The organism is Desulfurococcus sp., from assembly GCF_038881575.1.
Taxonomy (GTDB): domain Archaea; phylum Thermoproteota; class Thermoprotei_A; order Sulfolobales; family Desulfurococcaceae; genus Desulfurococcus.
The window spans coordinates 50,464-71,753 of the sequence record NZ_JAVZPN010000006.1 but is presented as its reverse complement, the minus strand read 5'-3'; the positions used below and the strand labels follow the sequence as shown (position 1 = coordinate 71,753).

General features: G+C 43.4%; 16 protein-coding genes. 10 read left to right on the top strand and 6 right to left on the bottom strand.

All coding sequences use genetic code 11. The annotated features are described in order from the left end of the window. Nucleotides 1-64: 64 nt before the first annotated feature. The 8 genes from fba (at nt 65) to QXV08_RS06840 (ending at nt 11,256) form a co-directional block, all read left to right on the top strand. Nucleotides 65-883 (top strand): class I fructose-bisphosphate aldolase, encoded by an 819-nt coding sequence (gene fba / locus QXV08_RS06875; RefSeq protein WP_342786241.1) that lies wholly within the window; start codon nt 65-67, stop codon nt 881-883. Nucleotides 884-909: 26 nt separating this feature from the next. Next, entirely contained in the window at nt 910-1,836 is a 927-nt protein-coding gene (locus QXV08_RS06870) for a carbohydrate kinase family protein (protein WP_342786256.1), read from the top strand. Between the two features lie 304 nt (nt 1,837-2,140). After that, entirely contained in the window at nt 2,141-3,409 is a 1,269-nt protein-coding gene (locus tag QXV08_RS06865; RefSeq protein ID WP_342786240.1) for a threonine synthase, read from the top strand. A 51-nt stretch (nt 3,410-3,460) separates the two neighbouring features. Further along, the gene (locus QXV08_RS06860) at nt 3,461-4,750 is read left to right on the top strand and encodes a metallophosphoesterase (RefSeq protein ID WP_342788159.1); all 1,290 of its coding nucleotides are present in this window, start codon (nt 3,461-3,463) and stop codon (nt 4,748-4,750) included. A 6-nt stretch (nt 4,751-4,756) separates the two neighbouring features. Then, nucleotides 4,757-6,067 (top strand): hypothetical protein, encoded by a 1,311-nt coding sequence (locus QXV08_RS06855; protein ID WP_342788148.1) that lies wholly within the window; start codon nt 4,757-4,759, stop codon nt 6,065-6,067. Between the two features lie 5 nt (nt 6,068-6,072). Then, nucleotides 6,073-8,109, top strand: coding sequence for a helicase HerA domain-containing protein (locus tag QXV08_RS06850; protein ID WP_342786237.1), 2,037 nt, complete (start codon nt 6,073-6,075; stop codon nt 8,107-8,109). 13 nt (nt 8,110-8,122) lie between these two features. Next, complete coding sequence (locus tag QXV08_RS06845) at nt 8,123-10,582, top strand: SMC family ATPase (RefSeq protein ID WP_342786236.1); 2,460 nt, start codon at nt 8,123-8,125, stop codon at nt 10,580-10,582. 8 nt (nt 10,583-10,590) lie between these two features. After that, nucleotides 10,591-11,256, top strand: coding sequence for a class I SAM-dependent methyltransferase (locus tag QXV08_RS06840; protein WP_342786235.1), 666 nt, complete (start codon nt 10,591-10,593; stop codon nt 11,254-11,256). On the opposite strand, the gene QXV08_RS06835 is transcribed toward QXV08_RS06840, so the two are convergent. The 4 genes from QXV08_RS06835 to QXV08_RS06820 form a co-directional block, all read right to left on the bottom strand. Then, nucleotides 11,240-11,641 carry a cytidine deaminase gene (locus QXV08_RS06835; RefSeq protein WP_342786234.1) on the bottom strand — a complete coding sequence of 134 codons (402 nt, stop codon included), beginning with the start codon at nt 11,639-11,641 and terminating at the stop codon, nt 11,240-11,242. The two genes, QXV08_RS06840 and QXV08_RS06835, sit on opposite strands and share 17 nt — an antisense overlap. Next, the gene (gene ileS / locus QXV08_RS06830) at nt 11,638-14,814 is read right to left on the bottom strand and encodes an isoleucine--tRNA ligase (protein ID WP_342786233.1); all 3,177 of its coding nucleotides are present in this window, start codon (nt 14,812-14,814) and stop codon (nt 11,638-11,640) included. Before ileS ends, QXV08_RS06835 begins: the two co-directional genes overlap by 4 nt. Nucleotides 14,815-14,887: 73 nt before the next feature. After that, nucleotides 14,888-15,646 (bottom strand): polyprenol monophosphomannose synthase, encoded by a 759-nt coding sequence (locus QXV08_RS06825; RefSeq protein WP_342786232.1) that lies wholly within the window; start codon nt 15,644-15,646, stop codon nt 14,888-14,890. 75 nt (nt 15,647-15,721) lie between these two features. Beyond that, on the bottom strand, nt 15,722-17,362 hold the full coding sequence (locus QXV08_RS06820) for an HD domain-containing protein (protein WP_342788149.1): 1,641 nt from the start codon (nt 17,360-17,362) through the stop codon (nt 15,722-15,724). 297 nt (nt 17,363-17,659) lie between these two features. On the opposite strand from QXV08_RS06820, the gene QXV08_RS06815 reads away from it, so the two are divergent. Beyond that, nucleotides 17,660-18,367 carry a peroxiredoxin gene (locus tag QXV08_RS06815; protein WP_342786230.1) on the top strand — a complete coding sequence of 236 codons (708 nt, stop codon included), beginning with the start codon at nt 17,660-17,662 and terminating at the stop codon, nt 18,365-18,367. Between the two features lie 80 nt (nt 18,368-18,447). Then, the gene (locus tag QXV08_RS06810; RefSeq protein WP_342788404.1) at nt 18,448-19,650 is read left to right on the top strand and encodes an FprA family A-type flavoprotein; all 1,203 of its coding nucleotides are present in this window, start codon (nt 18,448-18,450) and stop codon (nt 19,648-19,650) included. Between the two features lie 23 nt (nt 19,651-19,673). On the opposite strand, the gene QXV08_RS06805 is transcribed toward QXV08_RS06810, so the two are convergent. Next, nucleotides 19,674-20,147, bottom strand: a complete 474-nt coding sequence (locus QXV08_RS06805) for a ferritin family protein (RefSeq protein ID WP_342786228.1) — start codon at nt 20,145-20,147, stop codon at nt 19,674-19,676. 7 nt (nt 20,148-20,154) lie between these two features. Continuing rightward, complete coding sequence (locus QXV08_RS06800; protein WP_342788150.1) at nt 20,155-21,231, bottom strand: family 1 encapsulin nanocompartment shell protein; 1,077 nt, start codon at nt 21,229-21,231, stop codon at nt 20,155-20,157. Between the last annotated feature and the right edge of the window lie 59 nt (nt 21,232-21,290).

Here is a 21,290-nt window from a genome sequence, read left to right as displayed (position 1 = left end):
CGCAAATAGGGAATCAGTATTATTAACTCCCTTTAAATAATCTAGTTAGATAGGGAGGTGAACAATGATGAGTTATAGTATAGCTGGGAAGGAGCTCAGGCTTAAGAGATTGCTGCCTAGTGGAAGAGGAGTAGTATTCGCATTCGACCACGGTGTTGAACATGGGCCCAGCGACTTTCCCCGTGAATACATCAATCCAAGGACGATAATAGGTAAAATCACTGATGCAGGCGTTGATGCTGTAATGATGCTACCGGCAACAGCGTTCATGACCAGGGATCTATGGATTGGGAAAACCAGTCTAATAGTCAAGATAACCAGTAAAACCAACCTAAGACCGGAGAACGAGAGACTACTTCAAAGTATTTTCGGATACGTGGAGGACGCCGTGGCACTAGGAGCTGAAGCAGTTGCCGCCACAGTGTACTGGGGCAGCCAATACGAGGACGCCATGCTGAGACAGTGGTTCGAAGTAAAGAGGCTTGCCGAGAAATACGGCTACCCCAGTCTCCAGCTGTCTTATCCAAGGGGGCCAGCGATAAAGAACATGTATGATGTCGAAGTAGTTAAATACGGTGTGAGAGCTGCTATCGAGAGTGGGGCAGACTTAATCAAGACGTATTACACGGGTAGCTTAGAGTCATTTAGAGAAGTAGTTGAGGCTGCATCAGGTATACCAGTATTAATGAGTGGCGGCGCTGTCAGGGAGAGATTCATAGACTTTCTCAGAGATGTTGAAAACGTTATAAGAGCCGGTGGTAGAGGGGTAGTGGTTGGAAGAAATGTTTTCAGGCATAAGAACCCAGGCGGCGCCATAAAAGCGATAATGAAGGTTGTACACGAGGAAATTCCGCCCGAGGAAGCTATCAAATACGCTGAGTAAGGGAGTAAGTGGAAACATGGTGGTTCATGGTGAATAAAAGCATTGATGTAGTGACAGTGGGACACGCACTGGTCGACATACGGATAGTTGTAAACGAGTTCCCCACGATAGACTTGGAGAGCAAGGTGTTGAATCAGTCATGGGGTTCCGGAGGCTCGGCGGTAAATGTGGCTATAGGTGTGAGAAGGCTGGGCATGAAGTCCTCGCTGATAGCTAGAGTAGGCTTCGACAGCTTCGGTAGAATAATCGTCGATGAATTACTTAGGGAGGGTGTCGACATAAGTGGGCTTAGAATAGGTTTCACGCAAACAGGCTTTACTATAGTTGCAATAAATAATAGAGGAGAAATCATGATGTACGGGTATAAGGGGGCAGCGGAAGAGCTAGTGCCAGACGACATCAGCGAGTACGCTATATCAAGGGCTAGATGGATGCATATAGCTAGCCTTAGGCTGGATACTACCATAAGGGCTATCGAGCTAGCTAGGAAACATGGTTTAACAATTTCATGGGATCCTGGCAGGGTACTCGCTTCACAGGGACTCAGCAACTTAAAGGATATAGTGGCTAATGTAGACTACGTCATGCTTAACGAGAAGGAGGCGAGATTAATGACGGGAATAGACGACTATAGAGAAGCTGTTAAGGTAATAGCTAATGAAACTAATGCAGTAATATTGTTGAAGAGGGGAAGTAAAGGAGTATACGTCCTCTCAAAAGAATACACCGGTGAAATACCTGCTTACCTCGTGGAAAACGTTATAGACACCACCGGGGCAGGCGATGCTTTCGCTTCTGGCTTCATAACAGGAATACTACGTGGATACACGTTAAGAAAAGCCGTTCAATACGGTAACGCTGTAGCAGCATTGAAGATAAAAAAACTGGGATCACACCAAGTCCCCCCGCATGATGAAGTAGTGGAGTTCATATGGGAGAGAGAGCAAGGTTAACACTACTATTGTTTTTAAGCTACCGATAACATGGGAACCAGATTAGTTTTCCTATTAACATGTCCATTAACCAACCTTCTTCCCCGCCTTGAAGGAGTGGTTGACTGGTTCCCCGCATCTATTCGGGGCTATATCCGTCATCTGCAGGGCAGTCAGGAGAGCCAGGGCTCACTCCATCTAAGGGCTTGACTGTAATACCCATCAACACTCCATCACCGCCCTAAAAGGATGAGGCTTTCAGTTGTAATGCTTAATATAGAGAACCCTCCAATATCTTAGTTCAAGAACCCGGGGTGTAAAAATATTGTATGTAAGAGAATTGAAGTGTAGTAGGTGTGGTAGAAGACTACTTCTAAGCGAGAAACCATTGACATGCCCCGGCAAGGATCTGGGTAGGCTCGATATAGTGTACGACTATGAAGCGATAGCTAAGAGCATTAATAGAGATAATCTCTCACGAAGATCATTCAACATGTGGAGATACATGGAATTCCTCCCAGTACCAAACAGAGACTACATCGTCTCACTTGGTGAAGGGGGTACCCCCTTACTAAAGGCAAGGAGACTTGGCGAGAAGTTGGGCCTGAGAAATCTGTATCTTAAGGATGAAACAAGGAACCCCACTGGGAGCTTTAAGGATAGGGCAATGAGTGTGTCTGTGTCTATGGCCGTATACTTCGGCTTCAAGAAGGCAGTGATCGCTAGCAGTGGTAATGCAGCCGCCTCTCTAGCAGCCTACGGGGCTAGAGCCGGTATAGAAGTCTACGCGTTTGTCCCCGATTTCGCTGGCTACGGTAAAATAGCCCAGTTACTCTACTATGGAGCCAAAGTATTTAAGGTTAGATGGAGTGAAGCAGAGGATCCCACGGTTAAAATGATGCGCATCCTCTACGAGAAACACGGCTTCTACCCGAGTCCCAGCTTCGGCGTCTTCAACCCATACCAGGTGGAGGGGCCCAAGACCATCTCTATGGAAATAGTAGAGCAACTGAAATGGATGGTGCCGGATCAAGTTTTCGTACCAACCGGTGCAGCCAGCCTATTAACCGGGGTCTTCAACGGGTTCAGGGACTTCAATATGGTAGGATGGATAAACCGGTATCCTAAGCTAGTAGCTGTACAACCCGAGGGAAACCACCCCTTCGTAAGGGCTTGGAGAGAAAGGGCTGACCCGATGAATATACGTCCCTGGGAGAAGCCGCCGGATACAATAGCTACCGGGCTAGAAGACACTTATCCATGGGATGGTGATGCTGGATTAAAGGCCTTATATACCACCAATGGTTACGGCGTAGTTGTAAGCGATAAGGAAATACTGGATTCAATGAAGATGCTGGCTAGTCTTGAAGGCGTATTCGCTGAGCCAAGCGGTGCAGCCGGTGTAGCCGGCCTAATAAAGGCTATTGAGGAGAAACAGGTGGATAGGGATGAAGTAATCGTAGTACTAGTCACAGGACACGGCCTAAAGGATCCTGATGTAGTTAGGAAAACAGCCGGGGAACCCCCATTAATAAACCCAAGTGTTGAGGAATTCAGAAAAGCTGCCCGCGAATTCTATGGTGTTTTAGTCTAGCCTTAATTGGTAAGGTTTTTACTCCCTATCCTAAATATTATTGCCTTGAGTGTGCCATCAATGATGATTATTCATACGGGAGACCTACACTTAGGGTGCTCGCTTTCCAGGGAAAGCTCCCTTGCCAGATTCTACATAGATGTTCTAAAGGAGCTAGTAGAGAAAGCCATTCGTGAAAAAGCTGTTGTGCTTATCTCGGGCGACTTCTTCGACCATTATGATGTAAGCTACTCGTTAATGATAGAGGTAGCCAGGTATCTCAGGCAATTACGCGATAATAATATAGAGGTGGTTGTTGTACCGGGAAACCACGATAATGCTAGAAGCGGTAGAGGCGTGCTCGACTTGTTTAATGAAGCTGGGTTAATCAAGTTAACCAGGTACGAGGAAATAGGGGGACACCTATTGCTTTATCCTTTGAGAATAAATGACTATGTCTTCTACGGTGTACCGGGTTTCAGGAATCAGGCCGAGTCAAAGTATATTAAGGAAAACCGGGTGAAATTCGTTAAGAATGATAATAAGAATAATGATGTAATCATCTTAGCACACGTAAGCGTTGAGTTTGCTGGTTTTAGGCCGAGTGATTACAACAGGCAATACGGCATGATAGATGTCGTTGAGAATGAACTGTGGAGGATAATGCCTTCTGGGACAAAATATGTTGCACTAGGTCACATACATATCCCGATACCCCAGGAGAGAAAATTTAAATCTAACATAGCTTACCCCGGGACACCAATAGGCATGAATATTGAGGACTTAAGGGAAACAGCACTACTTGAGAGGAAAGGAATTAGAAGAAGATTCCTCATGGTAGATTTAGAAGGTGATCTCCCCTTAGTAGAAGCCGTAGAGCTGGAATCATCCCCGAAGATAATGTATGAGAAGGCCTCGTATATCAGTATTGATGAATTAAGGAAGCACATATCAAGTACTGTTAAAGACGGAACAGATTACCATGGATTCATATTCGAGGCCAAGGTTGAAGGATTAAAGGATGAACAGGTAAACGGGCTACGTTCCTTTATTCAGGAGATCCAGCGGAGTTATAATAAGCTGGTATACTTAAGGCTCCCTGAAGTCAGCGGCGTTGAAAATGTTTTCGCAGGCTACGACCTCCATCAAGTGGATACAAGTAGTTTATCAATAGAGGAGATTGAAGAGAAAATCCTCAACGAGTACGCTGGAAAACTAGGCTTAAAGATCCCCATTGAGAAAATCAAGGAGATCCTAAGGCTACTCTACGAGGAAAAAGGTGAAAGGGGTAAATACTATTACTACAAGGAACTCTACGAGAAAATCAAGAATATTCTCAAGGAATCCTATAAGGGGGGCTGAGAACACTTGGATGTCTTCTCGGAGATCCTGGAGAAATATGCAAAGCAGATGTACAGCGATTACCTAAGATCACGTGAGAACATAATTGTCAGGGAGAGAAACAGGTTATATGAAAAATTCTATAAGGTGGCATATATACCATTAGTATCCCAGGAAAGACCCGTGGTATTCGTCGACTCGGGGAGACTGGATTTAGAGACCGATGTCTCCTCGCTTACGATAGTTAACGTTGGTGCATTAATACGTAATAAAGAAGGAGAGCTAATTCTTCCAGGTGATTACCTAGGTAATCCCGAGGCTCCATTAGCGGAGACGATCATTGTTTACTCGAACATCGGTGCCGAGGAAAGGGAAGACATGGATTTATCATTCAAGATCACCATGGAACCCATAGGGTATTCTCTGTTTTTCGATGGAAGAGATCCCTATAAAATATCTAGTGAACTCTCGGAGAAAATAAACAGGGATCTAGCAAGCTCAAGGATGAATACCGCTAGGAAAACCCGTATACTGAAACGTATCCACAGCTATATCACGCAACTAATCGAGATAGGGTACCTTGCAAGGATAATCGGTAGGAAACCTGGTTGTATAGGCGTCGTAGATGGTACATTGATCAGGTGGTTGAGTGTTAAAGGTGCACGGATAAATGGATATAGAATATTCTCAACACTCTCCGGGTTAGATGAAGCTGTACTTGAAGCACACTTAGATTCCATTATTGGGATTTCTAAGACGTCGAAGTTTACAACTCTTGCAAGAGCCTTCAACTTATTCAACAAGTATGAGAAACGGGAGAATGGTGCATACGGCTACGTTGATTCCGAGTCAGCTAGGGCGGCGGCTAATGTATTAATGAATATTATCGCCAAGCTCGATGTCAATGTAGCTGAAGAGGCCAGTAGAATTTTTAATAGAATAGTATTCCAAGATAGAGGCATATGGAGCTTTAGAATACCGGTATCAGGCGATTTCAAGCAGATATTTCACGCAGAATACTATACTAGGGAGCCTGTGTTAAATATAATTCATGAAGGTAGCAAGCCCACTGTAAAAGTCGATGAAAAACTAGCAGAGCACTTAGCTGAGAAAATACACTATACTCTTCCACAAGTATTCGCCATGAGGAGTAATATCCTGGGATTACCACCCTACGGATTCATGGAGGTTGATAGAGAGGTCAGAATAGATAAGCATAAAGCCAAGATCATATATCAATCATTCCTGGTAAAGCTTCACGACATCACCGGTAGGGAAGACCATCCCTTAATACAGGTTTTCGAGTCTACCTTGAAGATGAGGTATGGTTACAGGTGATCCACATGCCCATTCAGGTAGGATTTATATATGAATGGGAGGGCAATATTATCAGGATAGCCCTTACATCTCGAGACTATATTCCAGGACTAGGCGACCTATTATATGTTAAAGAAGGAGAGAAGACAATCATACTTCAAACAATAAGCTACGAGGGAAGGATACCTATAACCCCTATAAGTATACAGGCTTCAAATCAAAACGTTTTAACCAATATATCCAAGGAAATGGGGGTTCTCGCATCACTATTCCTTGAGATATCCAGTATCAACAATAAGCCGACTCTACTAAAGCCGAGGAGACCACCTAGATTAATGCAACCCGTATTTCTCTTGGATCCCAGCGACTCCGAAGCCCTTGAGATACTGAGGACCCTCAGCGAGCTTACAAGCGAGAAAAAAGACGATGCATCAACTATAGCATACCTAAGGGCTGGCGCCACCTGGTATGGTGGATCAAAGTATGTTAGGGAAGCCGGGTTCAAGGTAAGCCTGAAGAATATGCTAAGAAAACACGTTATCATAATCGGTCAAACCGGTTCAGGTAAAACCTCCGGCCTGAAAGGATTACTTCTTAGATACGCATTGGAGTCCCAGGAGAAAGTAGGATGGCTTATAATAGATAGACATGGAGAATATACTGAGGGATATAATAGTGGAAAAGGCTTCATATGGTATATGAATACGGCTTTGCACAGCAATAAATGGCTTTCCAACGTGGAAATCAAGGCGATTCGATTATCAACCAGCATAGACACCAATAAAGATAAAAGCTATCACCATGAAACATTCAGCTTTGTTGAATCGTCATTAAACGCCAGCAGTATAGGGCTTAAAGAATTCATAGCTCTGCTCGAGAGACGTGCCGGGATAGAAATAACTGGGATGCTCGAGGAGTTCGCCGACATAGTATCTAATGTCTTCTATGAATTAGGAAAAAGCAGTAATGAAATAGAGAGGAAAATAAGTAGTGTATTCTTAAATACAGACAACGAGCCAAATGGAAACTTAATCGCTCTCATACCACTACTCTACTCTAACATAGTGGTATATGAGAGGGAAGCCCAGAGAAAAATTGATGAAAAACGAGGTCTCTTTAAAATACTTGTCGATAGAGGCATATATACCCATCACATCAGGATCATTAGAAGAAACATCCTGAATATAATGGGATGGAAGACCAGGCGAGAAAAGATCATTGATACAAGCACCATAAGCAAGAGGAGCACCTATATAGACGTGGTAGATGATTCCAATAGTATTATAAAAGTTAACCAGTTATTGAAAGACCCCGTATCGCTTGCAGTAGTACTTGAGAAATTCCTTGGAAAACTCGGTGAACCAGGAGCCTTGAATTATCCCTGGAAAAGCATTGTATCCATACATGATGTCAAACCCGGTAGTGTTGGTGAACCTGGGGTAGTGTTTACTAGTGAACCAGGGATAAACATAGATGAAATCATTAACACCATCGAAAACGGGAACATAGTCATCCTGGATGTCTCGCAACTTAGTAATGAACAAGCAGACTTAATTGCTCTAACCATATCAAGGAAGATCTTCGAGAACAGGTTGATGGCTGGTGTTGAAGAGTCGGCAAGAAAACCTGTTGTAGCCATAGTCTCTGAGGAAGCCCCGCTCTATCTAAGCCCCGATAAGGTTGAAAACCCATTCAACCCCTTCGCCAGGATAGCCAGGGAAGGCCGTAAGTTCAACATTGGCCTTATAGCTATAACACAACTTGCCAGCATGATCGAGAAGCAGATACTAGGCAACTTCAACACCCTAATAGTATTGAGGACCAAGAGTAGAAGCGATATCGAATTACTAAAGGATATAGGAGTACCATCGGAAACCCTCCCATTCCTCGATGATAGAGAGGGATATCTCTATACACCGGATCTCCCCATTAAAGAACCATTACCAGTATATATACCAGCGTGGTTTGAGCATGAAGACGATATAAGGAGAATAGAGGAGAAACCCAGTGAACCGGATAAGGGTAAACCCAGCAAGGAGGATCTAAAAAGTATTCTCCTGTGATTAGGGGTCTCCGATGAGAATTTATGGATTAATGCTTGAAAATATACGGAGCTTTGAGAACGAATGCATAGTGTTCCCGAAGAAAGGGGTAACCGTTATACATGGTGAGACAGGAAGTGGTAAAACAAGCATACTCATGTCTATAAGTGCAGCATTATTTGGACTCCAAAGAGAGGGCAAGGATCCATTTAGGGCGTTTGCATATCCGACAGGTAAAGATCTATTGAGGGCTAATGCATCAAGGGGTAGAATACGACTCTTATTTGAGCATGAAGGCAGGGTATACCTTGTTGAAAGAGAATTCAAGAGAAGTAGTAACAACGTGGTTAATGTTGACCGGAATAGGCTCGAAGAATACATCATAAAGGAAGATAAGTTGATCAAAGTAAACAGCCTGGTTCTCGGAACAGAAGAACTGAACAAGAGAATCCGGGAGATCCTCGGGATCAAAGAAGGGGCCAGGGAGAAACCACTCCTATTCACAAGCGTACTCTACGCCCCCCAATTCAACATACATGAAATTCTCAGTCTAGATAGCGGGGAGAGAGGCGAGATCATAGAGAGATCCCTGGGACTATACAAGTACAAGGAGTACAAGAAGAATAGCGATGCAGTAAGAGACATAATTAATGGTAAAATAGGTGAATTAACCGATAAAATCAAAGAGCTGAAGAAAAAGCTTAAAGACAAAAACAAGGAGAAACTGCTCGAGGAGAAGCAGAGATTAGAAAACCGGTTAAAAGAGCTTGAAAAAACACTCGAGGAGAAGCAAAAAGAGTATGACGAGCTAGATAAAAAAATAAAGGAGTATAGGAACCGCCTTGGAGAAATAGAGCGAAGGATAGGCGAGTTACAGAGCAGGATAGAGCAAGCTAGGAAACAAGAGGCTAGGCTGAGAGATGTGAGAAATGAACTAGCTAAAATAGCACTTGATCTAGGCAAGAATGTTTCAACTAGTTATACAGAGCTACTAGAAGAATTAGAGAGGAGAGAAAGAGAAATAGATGAGAAAGTAAGGGAGCTAGATGACATAGAATCTAAGCTAAAAGATGAGCGTAAGGAAATTGAGAAAGAATTAAACGAGGCTAGGAGAAAAAAAGAAGACATGATGATGAAGATTGGGAGGCTTCAAGCCGAGAGGGAAAGCCTTACAAGACGAGAACAAGAGTTAAATGAGCAACTCAAAAATTACAGGGATCTCTTAGACAAGGGGATGTGCCCCCTATGCCGCCAGCCGATACCCCATGAACACGGCGTTAAACTAATTGATGAAGTTAAGGGGGAATTAGAGAAAGTAAGGAAAAATATGATGGAGCTGAATGAAAAAGAAGCTAGTTGCAATAATGAGTTAAAGGAAATCAATGGGAAGATCCATGATCTCAAGGAAAAACTGGAGAAAATAGATGAAAAACTGGACAAGGTAAGAGAAGATTCAACAAGACTTTTACAGGAATTATCAAGTCTTAAGAGTACTGCTGAAAAAATAAAAAGCCTGGTAAATGAGGCTTCAAAAATAGAAGAGGAGATCTCCAAGGCCAGAGGATTGGAAGAGGAATTAGCCGGGATCAATAGTGAGAAAGAAAAAACTGAAAGCGAAATACATGAACTCGAAGACAAGCAGCGTAAAGTCAAGAAAGATTGGGATGGATTAATTGCTGAAAAAGCTAAGGCTGAGAACTCAATTAAGTACATTGAATCAGAGATACGAGACATTGAGGAAGAAGAGAGTAAACTGAGACAACTCGAGGATGAAGAGAAATTCCATGAATGGATGGATACGACGATGGATATACTAGATAAATTAGTCGACGAGGTTAAAAAAAGAATCTCACTAGAGATGGTCTCGGAATTCCGAAGGATCTTCTATATGATACTAAATACATTATTACAGGGGCAACCAGTAGAAGTAGGCATAAGAGACGACTTCACAATAGAGCCGAAAATAAGGATAGATGGTAGAATCTACACTATATCATCACTCAGCGGTGGACAAAACATAGCCATCAGCCTAGCATACAGGCTCGCCTTAAACGCTACAGTAAGAACATACTCGCCATTCCTGAGGAAAACCGTCCTGATATTAGATGAGCCAACAACAGGCTTTAGCCAGGAGCTCGTTAAAAGGCTTAGTGAGGTACTACGTAAAATAGGGGATCTAGAAGGACAAGTAATAGTCGTAACACATGATGAATTATTGAAAGAAATAGGAGATTGCAAGATAATGCTAGAACGCGATCCCATAAAACATGTCTCTAAGGTACGGGAACAGGAGTGTGATATAGAGGAGTTCGATAAATTTAAGAAGCTGGTCGAAGGCCTCTTATGCGGCTCACTACAGGTAGATGCCGTGAAAATGGAGAAGATAGAGGTGGAGCCAGCAGGCTTCAAGCCGGAAGTAAGATTGGGAGCTGGAACTCTTCAGCAAGCCAAGAGAAAAAGCTTGTTTGACTTCCGTGATAAATCTAAGCAGTAGTGAAAAACATGGAACAGGAGTGTGGTGAAAAAACCCGTGAAATAATAGAGGAGACAACGGAATTCTTCAGGAATATAGGGAGATACAGGAGTACTGGATGGAGGAATAAGTGGATACTGAAGGCTGTAAGAGGCAGAGTACTGGATCTCGGTGCTGGCCCTGGTTTTTACCTATGGGATCTCAAAGCCTATGGAAGAGTGGATGGTGTGGTTTTACTGGACCTAATATACGATGCCGAGTGGTTTAAACCAGAGCTGGATGAAGAGACAATAATTGTTAAAGGAGACATGCTTTCACCTCCCTTAAAGGCTTCATCCTTTGACACTGTTCTAATGCTTGCATCACTACATCATATACCTTATAGAGAATGTAGGCTTCTAGTGCTTAGGAATGTTGCTAAGTTGCTGAGATCAGGCGGAATCCTCGTGCTAACGGTTTGGTCCCCCCTCGAGTTCAAGATGCCTCTTGAGAAGTGGGGCGACGGGTTCATGCTTTCATCAAGGAATGGAAAGCGTTTCTACTACTTCTACACTCTTGACGAGCTGTTAAGAGATGTAGGTGAAGCAGGCTTTACGATATTGGAGCACAGGTATTTCGTAGAGAACCCGGGTAAGCCTAGTTTAACAAGGAATATCCTCGTAGTGGCTGAAAAACAAGCTACTTTTCAAGGATGAATGGTTGCGGGAAGAGTTCTTCAAGGTTTTTCACAATTGTCTTTCCTGATTTAACGCTATACATTATGATTAATGCCTTCGGATTAAACTCTGCTATAACCTGCCTGCATGCTCCGCATGGCGGTATTGGGTTATCCATATCTGTTACAATAGCTACAGCAACGGGTTTCCTTTCACCAGCTGCAACCATTGCTGAGATGGCTGAACGCTCAGCACATATTGTTAAACCATAGCTTGCATTCTCAACGTTTACCCCGGTATATATGTTGCCTTTGTCTGTTAAGACGGCTGAAGCAACATGGATATTACTATAGGGTGCATAGCTATTGCTGAGGAGTAGCTTTGCCTTATTAATTAAACCCTCTATATTTATATCAACACTCATACTACCTCAATCCCTATAATGTATTCTTCATCATTTATATCCCATGACTGAGTGAAGCCCCTCAATGAGTCTCTTCCATTATAGCCTGGCATGATCTTCAATTCTATGCTCCTAGTTTCATTCATGATATAACTACTCATTTTCTCAACAAGTTGCATTTTGTCAGGCGGGGTCATTATGGTTGTCTTGATTCTTGCATCAAGTTGTAGGTTAAGCATTTTCCTCATCACCTGTATCCTCCTGACGAGATCTCTGGCTATTCCCTCCGCTATCTCCCCCTCACTCAACACTGTGTCAATTGCAACACTGCCCCACTCGGCATCCTCTACACTATACCCCTCGATGTAGTAGGGCGTTATCACTACATCATCCTTTGTTAAAACTATTCTCAACCCGTTTACATCTGCCTCATGCTTACCATTGTTAAGTATGTCAGAGGCGATTCTCTCTTGGTTCTCCTCAATGTATCTCAATACTTGTTTAGTGAGAGACTTATACCTTGGACCGATACTCTTGTATACTGGCTCAACCTTATACCTAACTATTTCACCCATGAGCCTGAGGGGTTCGACTAATACTTCCTTAGAATTCGTGATGGCTTTTACAAGCTCTATGTTTCTAGATACGGCTTCAACTATTTCCTCTCGGTCTGTATACACTATGAGCCTCTTAACTGGCTGACGGAGCTTTATACCCTGCTTCATCCTGGCTGCTGCAGCTGTCTCATATATTTTCCTCAATATATTCATCTCCTTCTCTAACCCTTCATCTATTAAGCTTGAATCTGTCTCCGGGAATTCAAGAAGATGTACTGATTGCTTCCTGTAAACAGGCTTCATTAACGCCTGATAAATATACTCGGATATGAATGGGGTGAACGGCGCTAATAGCCTTACAACTCTATCTAACACATAGTATAACACCGCGTAAGCTGCCAGTTTATCACCGGTGTTTTCCTCAACCCATACACGCGGCCTAATCAACCTTATATACCAGTGGCTAAGATCCTCTATAAAGAACTCTCTGATCAGCCTTACGGCTGTGTATAACTCATATGAATCCATCAGCTCCGTGACTTTCTTAATAAGCGTATTTATCCTGCTAAGTATCCACTTATCCTCTATTCTCAAGTACCCGGCAACTTTCTCTAGGCTGTATTCTTCTGGGTTAAACCTATCCAAGCTCATGTAGGTGTATGCAAATACCGCTACATTCCACAGTATTGAGAGATCCTTTAAGGCGTCCTCCAGGCTCTTCCACGAGAACCTTGCATCCTCCCATATCGTGTTACTAACCAGCCATAGTCTAAGCGGGTCCCTCCCAACCCTGGCGATTGCCTCATCCGTGCCAACATAGTTCCCCAGGCTCTTATGCATCTCCCTACCTTTCTCATCCAACATGAAGCCGTGAACCAGCACTATCTTATATGGAGACTTGTTAAAGCCTAAAACACCGGCTCTTAACAGGGAGAAAAACCATCCCCTGGTCTGATCATGCCCCTCTACTATAAAGTCTAATATCATATCTTCAAGACTCAAGTTTCCTGGATGACCTTTAGCAGCGTAAAATGCTACACCACTATCAAGCCACACATCGATAACGTCTGGGACGCGATGCATCTCTGAGCCGCAGTAGGGACACTTTAAAACTACTTTATCAATCCATGGTCTATGGAGCTCCTTTGGCTTCTCACCACCATACTCTAACAGCTCCCTGAGGCTCCCGATAACTATCCTATGCTTGTTCGGGCATTCCCATATAGGTAGCGGGGTACCCCAATACCTCTGCCTTGAAACCAACCAGTCCTGCAGGTTATCAATCATGGATTCTATCCTGCTCCGAGCCCACTCAGGGATCCATTTAACACCATTCACTTCATCTCTCAACTTCTCCTTCAGCTTGGATACTTTAATCACCCATTGCCTCGTAGCCCTCATGACAACCGGTGTCTTACACCTCCAGCACACAGGATACTTGTGCACTATGGTTGACGCGTTTACAAGCGCGTTTCTAGCCCTTAGATCCTCTATTATCACGCTATTAGCTTCCCTAGCATGGAGACCCGTATATTTACCCGCCTCACTAGTAAACCTGCCCTCATCATCGATCGGACTTGCAACAAACTCAATATTATTCCTCCTAGCTACAATGAAGTCCTCGAAACCATGACCTGGCGCAGCATGCACTAACCCTGTACCCTCATACATTGTCACGAACTCCGGGGCCGGCAATACTACATGGTGTTCCCTCAGCTTCTCCTGTAGAGGCACAATATCGGTGAGTGGGTGACTATATCTTAACCCGACCAACTGATACCCCTTCACCTCCTCTACGACCTGGTATTCCTTTACACCGGCTTCACGCATCACTGCTTCAAGTCTCTGCTTGGCTAGAATCCATGTTTCCCCGCCAACCCTGACTTTTACATAGTCTTCACCAGGGTGAATCATCACGAAGGTATTGGCTGGGAGAGTCCATGGCGTAGTCGTCCAAATCACCAGGTACTCGTTCTCCTCGCCCTCAACCTTGAACTTCACATATATGCTTGGATCCTCTAGTTCACGGTACTCTAACTCGTACTCAGCCAGGGTTGTCGAACACCTAGGGCACCAATGCACTACCCTATATTCTTCTTCAAGAAGCCCAGCTTCATGTGCTTTCTTTATGAGCCACCACTCGGCCTCGATATACTCGTCTCTTAGAGTCAGGTATGGATTATCCCAGTCCATGAAGACACCGAGTTCTTTAAACCATTTAGTCATAGCCTTAGCATTGGAGAGGGCGAGCCTTTTACACTCCTCTATGAAGCGTTCGACACCTATCTTTTCCTCGATCTCCTTCTTAACACTTACACCGAGTTTCTGCTCTACTTTTACCTCTATTGGTAGTCCATGGCAATCGTACCCGGGTATGTCATATACTCTGAAACCCTTCATCCTCTTGTATCTTAATACGGCATCCTTAAGCGTCTTATTCCATGCTGTGCCAATATGTGGTATTTCACCTGAGGGATAGGGTGGACCATCAATGAAATTGAATCTCTTAGCATGAGACTCATTCTCCTTTTTAACGAGCCTGTAAATATTCATGGATTCCCAGAATCTAAGTACTTTTTCCTCGACTTCCCGGGGTTTATAACCCCCCTGTAAAAGCCACTCTGTGTTTCCACTCATTAACTACATCCTCGTTAATGCTTGGTTAACTCAGTATCTTGAAAGATACAATCTAACCAAAATAAAAACATAGCTATATAGCTAATAGTATTATTGAGAGAAGTAACACTATAGTCAAAGTCAATAACACGTAGCCTAGGAATACGCGTGGATTCAGCCTGTAGATTGTCTTAATATATGAGAGAATAACCTTAACCGTAAGCTTCGAGGACCCCTTCTCACGATTTTTAAATACTATGGGCTCCTCACATACTTTTACATCCTGGAGCTCTCCAAGAATCTCCACAAGGACCTTGTAACCGTAGGGCTCTAGAAGCCTCCACCTAGATAAAACACTCCTCTTAGCAGCGAAGAACCCGCTTACTGCATCTCTCACCCTTCTTGTTCCCGGGACTATTAAATGGGCAAGTAGAATCGAGCCCCTTGAAACAATTCTTCTAACGAGTGGAAAACCCTCGCTTCTCCCTCCAGGTATATATCTCGATGCCACTACGATATCGCACTCCCCTATCCTCTTGAGAAGCATGGGGATGTATCCCGGGGGATGTTGTAGATCCGCGTCCATGACTATAATTACTTCACCACTGGAATATCTAACCCCGTCGTGAATGGCTGAGGATAACCCAAGTCTACCGGGTCTCTTAAGGACTTTAACGTTGTACCTAGATGAAAGCTTTAAAGCCTCCTCGGCTGTGCCATCGGGGCTGTTATCGTCTATGACAATGATCTCGTATTCGATCCCTTCACCTCTTAGAACACTATCTATTAAAGGGATGAGTATGCCTATATTCTCTCTCTCATTGTATGTTGGTAACAATATTGATACCTTCATTAAATAACCCACTCTCATTAAGCCGGCATTTTATTCTCTGAATACAAGTGGAATAAAATAAAACTTGCCAATGCACTAGCTTGTTTCAGGGGCTTCGCTAGATCTACCTTTCACCGCGTCCTCGATTATCCTGGTCGCTATCTCGCTGATCTTCCTTAATTCCTCACCAGATAATTCATTATACTTTATCCTGCTCACATAAACCGTGATCAATGCCTCGGGTATTAACCCGGACTCTCTTGCAAATTCCTCGAGGGACTTAGAGTGGAATTCTATTATCCTCCCGTCTTTAAGCTCAACTACCTCTATAGTCTTTAATACTTCGGCTCCAGCTGATGGATATACATCTATCTTGTCAAATATTATCTTCAAGTCGTCGGGCCCTATATTCTTATCCCGTAGCCAACTAGATATCTCACCATATATCTCCTCCTCTATGCGTCTCTGTAGTGCATCCCCGAATCTGCCGTATAAGTGGCCGGCTTTCCTGAGATCCATTGATATCCGTTTAACCATTTTCCATAGGGGTTTCCTCTTAATGAATAAGCTTTCCAACGCGTTCCTAGCTAGCTCCTTATTCTCACACTCCAGTTTACCAGGGCTCTCCACTAGGAGTTTCTTGAAGAGTGAATACATGTAGTGATCGGTTAAAGCGAGGTAAGCTATTGCATCACCCTTCTCTATAATCCTTGAGAGAATCTCTATTATATCACTTCTAACACACTGAAGAAGTAGCCCAACAGTCTCGATGAAAGCCTGGTTGACTGGGTGAAGGTATACATTTTTATACATTATCTTCCTCGCATCAAACAGCCTTGCTATTTCATCAAGTGCTTTCGTAGATATTGCTGGTATTAATGTATTATCTTTCTCGACAATATAGGAGTTCCTTATTATCCATTCATCATTGATCTCTCCAACAGGTACACCGGTGAAATAACTGTCCCTTCTGAGGTAATCCATTATATCACTGGTATACACGTAATCCCTTACAATAAGCCTTACAATATTATTCAACCCTTCAACTGCATGAGGATCATAGAAGTCGCCGTCCTTGAGAAGCCCCTTGACATAGAGATCTGTGAATTCCCTCATCCCCCTGGGGGGCTTCAAGCCTTCATCCAGTATGCGTATTAGTAGCTCTGGATCAACCTGTATTCTTTCACGTTCCCTCATCGCCGTTTTCTCAATAACATCTCTTAAGGCATCACGGTAGAGCAGGTACCCCATTACCTCGTGATTGCCTACCCTATACTCCAGGAAGTTCCTCGATTTATACACGTATCTATCGAATGCATGGCTGAATGGCCCGTGACCTATGTCGTGTAGGAGGCCGAGTAACCGCGATGCATATATTAACTCCTTTTGATACGTGGCCAACTTCTTCTTATAGCTATCCGAAATATTCGACACTACTGTGGACCTTATGAGGAATGATATATACTTGTAGGATGAATACATAACTCCAAGCGAATGGGAGAACCTTGAATGCGTTGCACCAGGGTAGATCATGTGGGCTGCTTGTAGTTGATAGATATATCTAAGTCTCTGTAGAACCCATGAGTCTATGACTTCGTCCTCAAACCCCTTTACATAGTCTATATAGCCGTATATGGGGTCACGTACCTGTGCATTGAATGGCATGAATAAAGAGAATAACGACTCGCCCTGAGGCGCCTCATAAGGTGTTGCCAAAGGTGTATACACCTCTGTCATTTTATGCTGGTACCCGATCACATGATCATTTATATGCTCATATTAATAATTACATATTAATAAATTTTTCCATAGTGCCCCGTTTTCAAGTAGCTTAGAATAGGGTGATCCAAGATAGAAGCCTTCCCTGCACCGGGCATTTTATAGTCTTCATGTTTACACCTGGGTTATATTTTTCAAATAAGGGTGTATTATCTCTCTATGAAGTATTAGATGCTAAATAATTGATTAAATAAAGACGATATATGGAAAAATTTATAAACCATTATAGTATATTTTATGAATTTGGTGGTGTAAATGCCTGGGCAAATCCCATTAATAGGCGAACCATTCCCTCAGATGGAAGTAGTGACCACGCATGGCAAGAAGAAGCTCCCCGATGACTATAAGGGTAAGTACCTCGTATTATTCAGTCACCCAGCCGACTTCACACCGGTCTGTACCACTGAGTTCGTGGCATTCGCAAAGAGATACGAGGATTTTAAGAAACTGAATACTGAGTTACTTGGGCTAAGCGTTGACAGCGTCTTCTCCCATATCAAGTGGATTGAGTGGATCCAGGAGAAACTAGGTGTTGAAATACCGTTCCCAATAATAGCTGACCCAAATGGTGAAGTATCGAGGAGGCTTGGATTCCTCCATGCCCAAAGCGCTACACATACCGTTAGGGCAGTAATCATTATTGATGGAAACGGTATCATAAGGGCTGTAATCTACTATCCACAGGAGACTGGACGCAACATAGATGAGATATTGAGACTGGTAAAAGCGTTACAGTTGAACGACAAGTATAAGAGGGCTGTGCCAGCTGGATGGCCCAACAATGAATTAATCGGGGATGGATTAATCGTTCCACCAGCTTCAACAATACAGGAAGCAAAGGAGAGGATCAAGCAGTATAAGTGCTTCGACTGGTGGCTATGCTACGAGGAGGGAAAGGTACCGCCCGAAGAAGTAAAGGAAGCGCGTTCCTGGCTTGAAAGAGCCGCGAAACCCTCAAAGTAATTGTTTTTTATACTGAAATCATTATTAAAACCTTCCTGGGAGACATTGATTACTAACACTGCTTATGGATGGGGAACATGATGGAATATAATGTATTTAAGTTAACAAGCAACCTGTACCTGTTACGCTTCAAAGACACACGTACCAAGTATTTTGAAGGGTTATGGGAGATACCAGAGGGGATAATGTATAACTCCTATATCTATACGGGTAACGAAGGCGCAATAGTGTTTGACACCTGGAAGATAGGGTGGGGAAATGAGTTTCTCGAAGCCCTTAGAGACATAGTTGACCTGGGAGATGTTAGGTATATAGTTGTACACCACATGGAGCCGGATCACTCCGGGATACTTAAAACACTAATTGAAAAGACGGATCCAATAGTACTCGGCCACCCATTGGTTAAGGGTATGGCTGAATCATTCTACAACATCTCAATGAAGTTCAGGCCTGTTAAAGATGGAGAGGAAATAGTGTTCGGTGATGAAAGAATAATATTTTATCACACGCCATGGCTCCACTGGCCTGAGACAATAATGTCCTACATAACCAGCGGAAAGATACTGCTCACATGCGACGCATTTGGCTCCTACGGTGTATTTAAGGAAATATGGGCAGACGAACTCCGCGGGGAAGACTATGAGAGATACATATGGTACGCAAAGAAATACTTCGCCAACGTTATAGGGATCCACTACGAGTGGGCTGTGAAAAACCTTGATAAACTGGCATCACGAGGCGTGGCTCCAAACCTGGTACTTCCATCTCATGGACTTCTCCTCAGAGGAGACCCCTTAGACTACATGTACAAGAAATATAAGTCATGGGGACATGGAGAGCCAGAGCAAGGTAAAACCCTGCTCATATATACGTCAATGTATGGATTCATCGAGAGAACCGTTAAAATAATTAAAGAATACTTCTCAAGCTTGAACCGGGATATAGATATAATTGGATTCACCGACTCCAATAGACCTAATATCAGCGATGTGATTGGTGAAGCATTTGATGCTGAAAACATAATACTGGCATCAGCAACTTATGATTCAGACCTATATCCATTGATGAAGCATATAGCATCACTGATAACCAGGAAGACCCCGAGAGGAAAGAAGGTAGCAATTATAGCACAGTATGGGTGGGGAGGTAAAGCAGGTAAAATATTAGAGGAGATGATGAATACTCAAGGCTTCAAAGTCGTAGGGGTAGTAGAGTTTAAGGCTGGTGAAGAGGAAAGGTTTAGGGATAAAATAATTGGCTTAATAGAGTCATTGATAAAATAGTCTCCCTAAGTATTTTTCAATAACTATCCTCCGGGCGTACCATGCCACGGGGATTCCTTCCAAACCATATCCCATAATTTCTGCTCTGTCAATGTTTCCAGTGAGGCCAGCTTATCCCTTATTGAAGCTAGTAGGGCATGATGCTTTACCTCATCGTCCCTTATAGCGGCCAGTAATAGCTTTACACGTGAGTCCTCTGCTTCATGGAGTAATTCCTCAACAACCTCGAGCATCTTGGCCTCTGTCTCTATATGGTTTGATATCACTTTTTTAATATTCTCAAACTCTTTCTCAGTTATAAATGGCTGTGGATTAGATATGAGTTCTGAGAGGGCCTTGTATATCATTCCATGCTTCTCCGAGTCTCTAGCTATAGATAGAAATATCGCTCTTAAAACCGGGTGATTAAGCGACTCACCCAGCTCTACTAGCCTTCTAGCATATTCCTCCTCTATTTTAGAGTAGACAGATAGCCTAGTAGCCAGTTCCTGGCTCATTTCACACCTACCTCTCAAGCACTATTATGCCTCCTCCATATTTTATTCTCAAAGCTATCAGCTCCCATGCCCTGAATACATGCATATCTTTCTCTGGCCCGATATAGTCCACGGAGATATCTCCACCGGTCACCACATCAATCACGTATGGCTTAGCAGATAACACTATGGCCTTATCCTCCCCTATTACCGGTGAGACAACGATGTGATCCACTATCTGCCTCACTCTGTCAAGCTCGGTGAGCCCTATTCTACCAGTTGATTTAACCATGTTAACATAGTTAGCCGGGTTGATCACCAGTATAAATGGCCTGGTAGCCCCGGCGGAGTAAAGCTTGTTAACAGCGTTTACTACATCAATAACTGGTGCATCCTCAGTCCGCCAATCACTAAGCTTACTCCTTGAAACATCGTTGGAGTCTAGAATGGATCCTATTATCAGTGAATCTTCCATGGTGGCTAGTTTAAGCGCAGCCTGATACATGTCTGGTGCATCAATATTGGTCTTGGTTCTATATGAGTACTCCAGGCTTCTTTGAGTGATCCTGAAGTATACTGATAGCTCTCTCAAGGGTACTACTATACGCTGTAGGGTCTCCCCGGTTTTCTCGAGGACCACGCTTTCAACGCCTTTTCCCAAATCCACTACGGGTATGTACTTGCGTAAAGACCTGGTCTCATTCACTATGTTGAGGAATATCTTACCCACTAATTCTATGCCTTTGGGGTCTTCACTAGTGATTGATTCATCATTATTCCTCGCGTCAACACCTATAGCTCCCCGCCCCTGCGGGCTACTTATACCGGTTAGCTCCCTGACCTCCTCAGCCCCCTTCTTCAACTCCTCTACCTGCTGGGGATCCAGCGACTCCAATACCGCTAGGAACTCGCCTACATGCGTCTTTTCCTCGTTAGCTATGTCCTCAAATACTCTTCTCACCTTTTCATCGTCTATAGATCTAGCTAGTTGAAGGTATAGGTTCACCGCATCTAGCTCGGCTATTATGGATAGCCTTAATGCTTCCATGATTTCATCGAGTGTAAGCTTCCTGTTCAATGGTAAGTCAAGAGGATGCTTGGACATCATAGTTATCTACCATGGAATAATTATTATTGAAACGTATTTATACTTTGTTGTTAGAT

Coding starts and splice junctions, on each gene's coding strand:
- fba (WP_342786241.1), top strand. CDS start 65: ATGATGAGTTATAGTATAGCTGGGAAGGAGCTCAGGCTTAAGAGATTG.
- QXV08_RS06850 (WP_342786237.1), top strand. CDS start 6,073: ATGCCCATTCAGGTAGGATTTATATATGAATGGGAGGGCAATATTATC.
- QXV08_RS06840 (WP_342786235.1), top strand. CDS start 10,591: ATGGAACAGGAGTGTGGTGAAAAAACCCGTGAAATAATAGAGGAGACA.
- QXV08_RS06825 (WP_342786232.1), bottom strand. CDS start 15,646: ATGAAGGTATCAATATTGTTACCAACATACAATGAGAGAGAGAATATA.
- QXV08_RS06870 (WP_342786256.1), top strand. CDS start 910: ATGGTGAATAAAAGCATTGATGTAGTGACAGTGGGACACGCACTGGTC.
- QXV08_RS06845 (WP_342786236.1), top strand. CDS start 8,123: ATGAGAATTTATGGATTAATGCTTGAAAATATACGGAGCTTTGAGAAC.
- QXV08_RS06810 (WP_342788404.1), top strand. CDS start 18,448: ATGGAATATAATGTATTTAAGTTAACAAGCAACCTGTACCTGTTACGC.
- QXV08_RS06805 (WP_342786228.1), bottom strand. CDS start 20,147: ATGAGCCAGGAACTGGCTACTAGGCTATCTGTCTACTCTAAAATAGAG.
- ileS (WP_342786233.1), bottom strand. CDS start 14,814: ATGAGTGGAAACACAGAGTGGCTTTTACAGGGGGGTTATAAACCCCGG.
- QXV08_RS06820 (WP_342788149.1), bottom strand. CDS start 17,362: ATGACAGAGGTGTATACACCTTTGGCAACACCTTATGAGGCGCCTCAG.
- QXV08_RS06835 (WP_342786234.1), bottom strand. CDS start 11,641: ATGAGTGTTGATATAAATATAGAGGGTTTAATTAATAAGGCAAAGCTA.
- QXV08_RS06800 (WP_342788150.1), bottom strand. CDS start 21,231: ATGTCCAAGCATCCTCTTGACTTACCATTGAACAGGAAGCTTACACTC.
- QXV08_RS06815 (WP_342786230.1), top strand. CDS start 17,660: ATGCCTGGGCAAATCCCATTAATAGGCGAACCATTCCCTCAGATGGAA.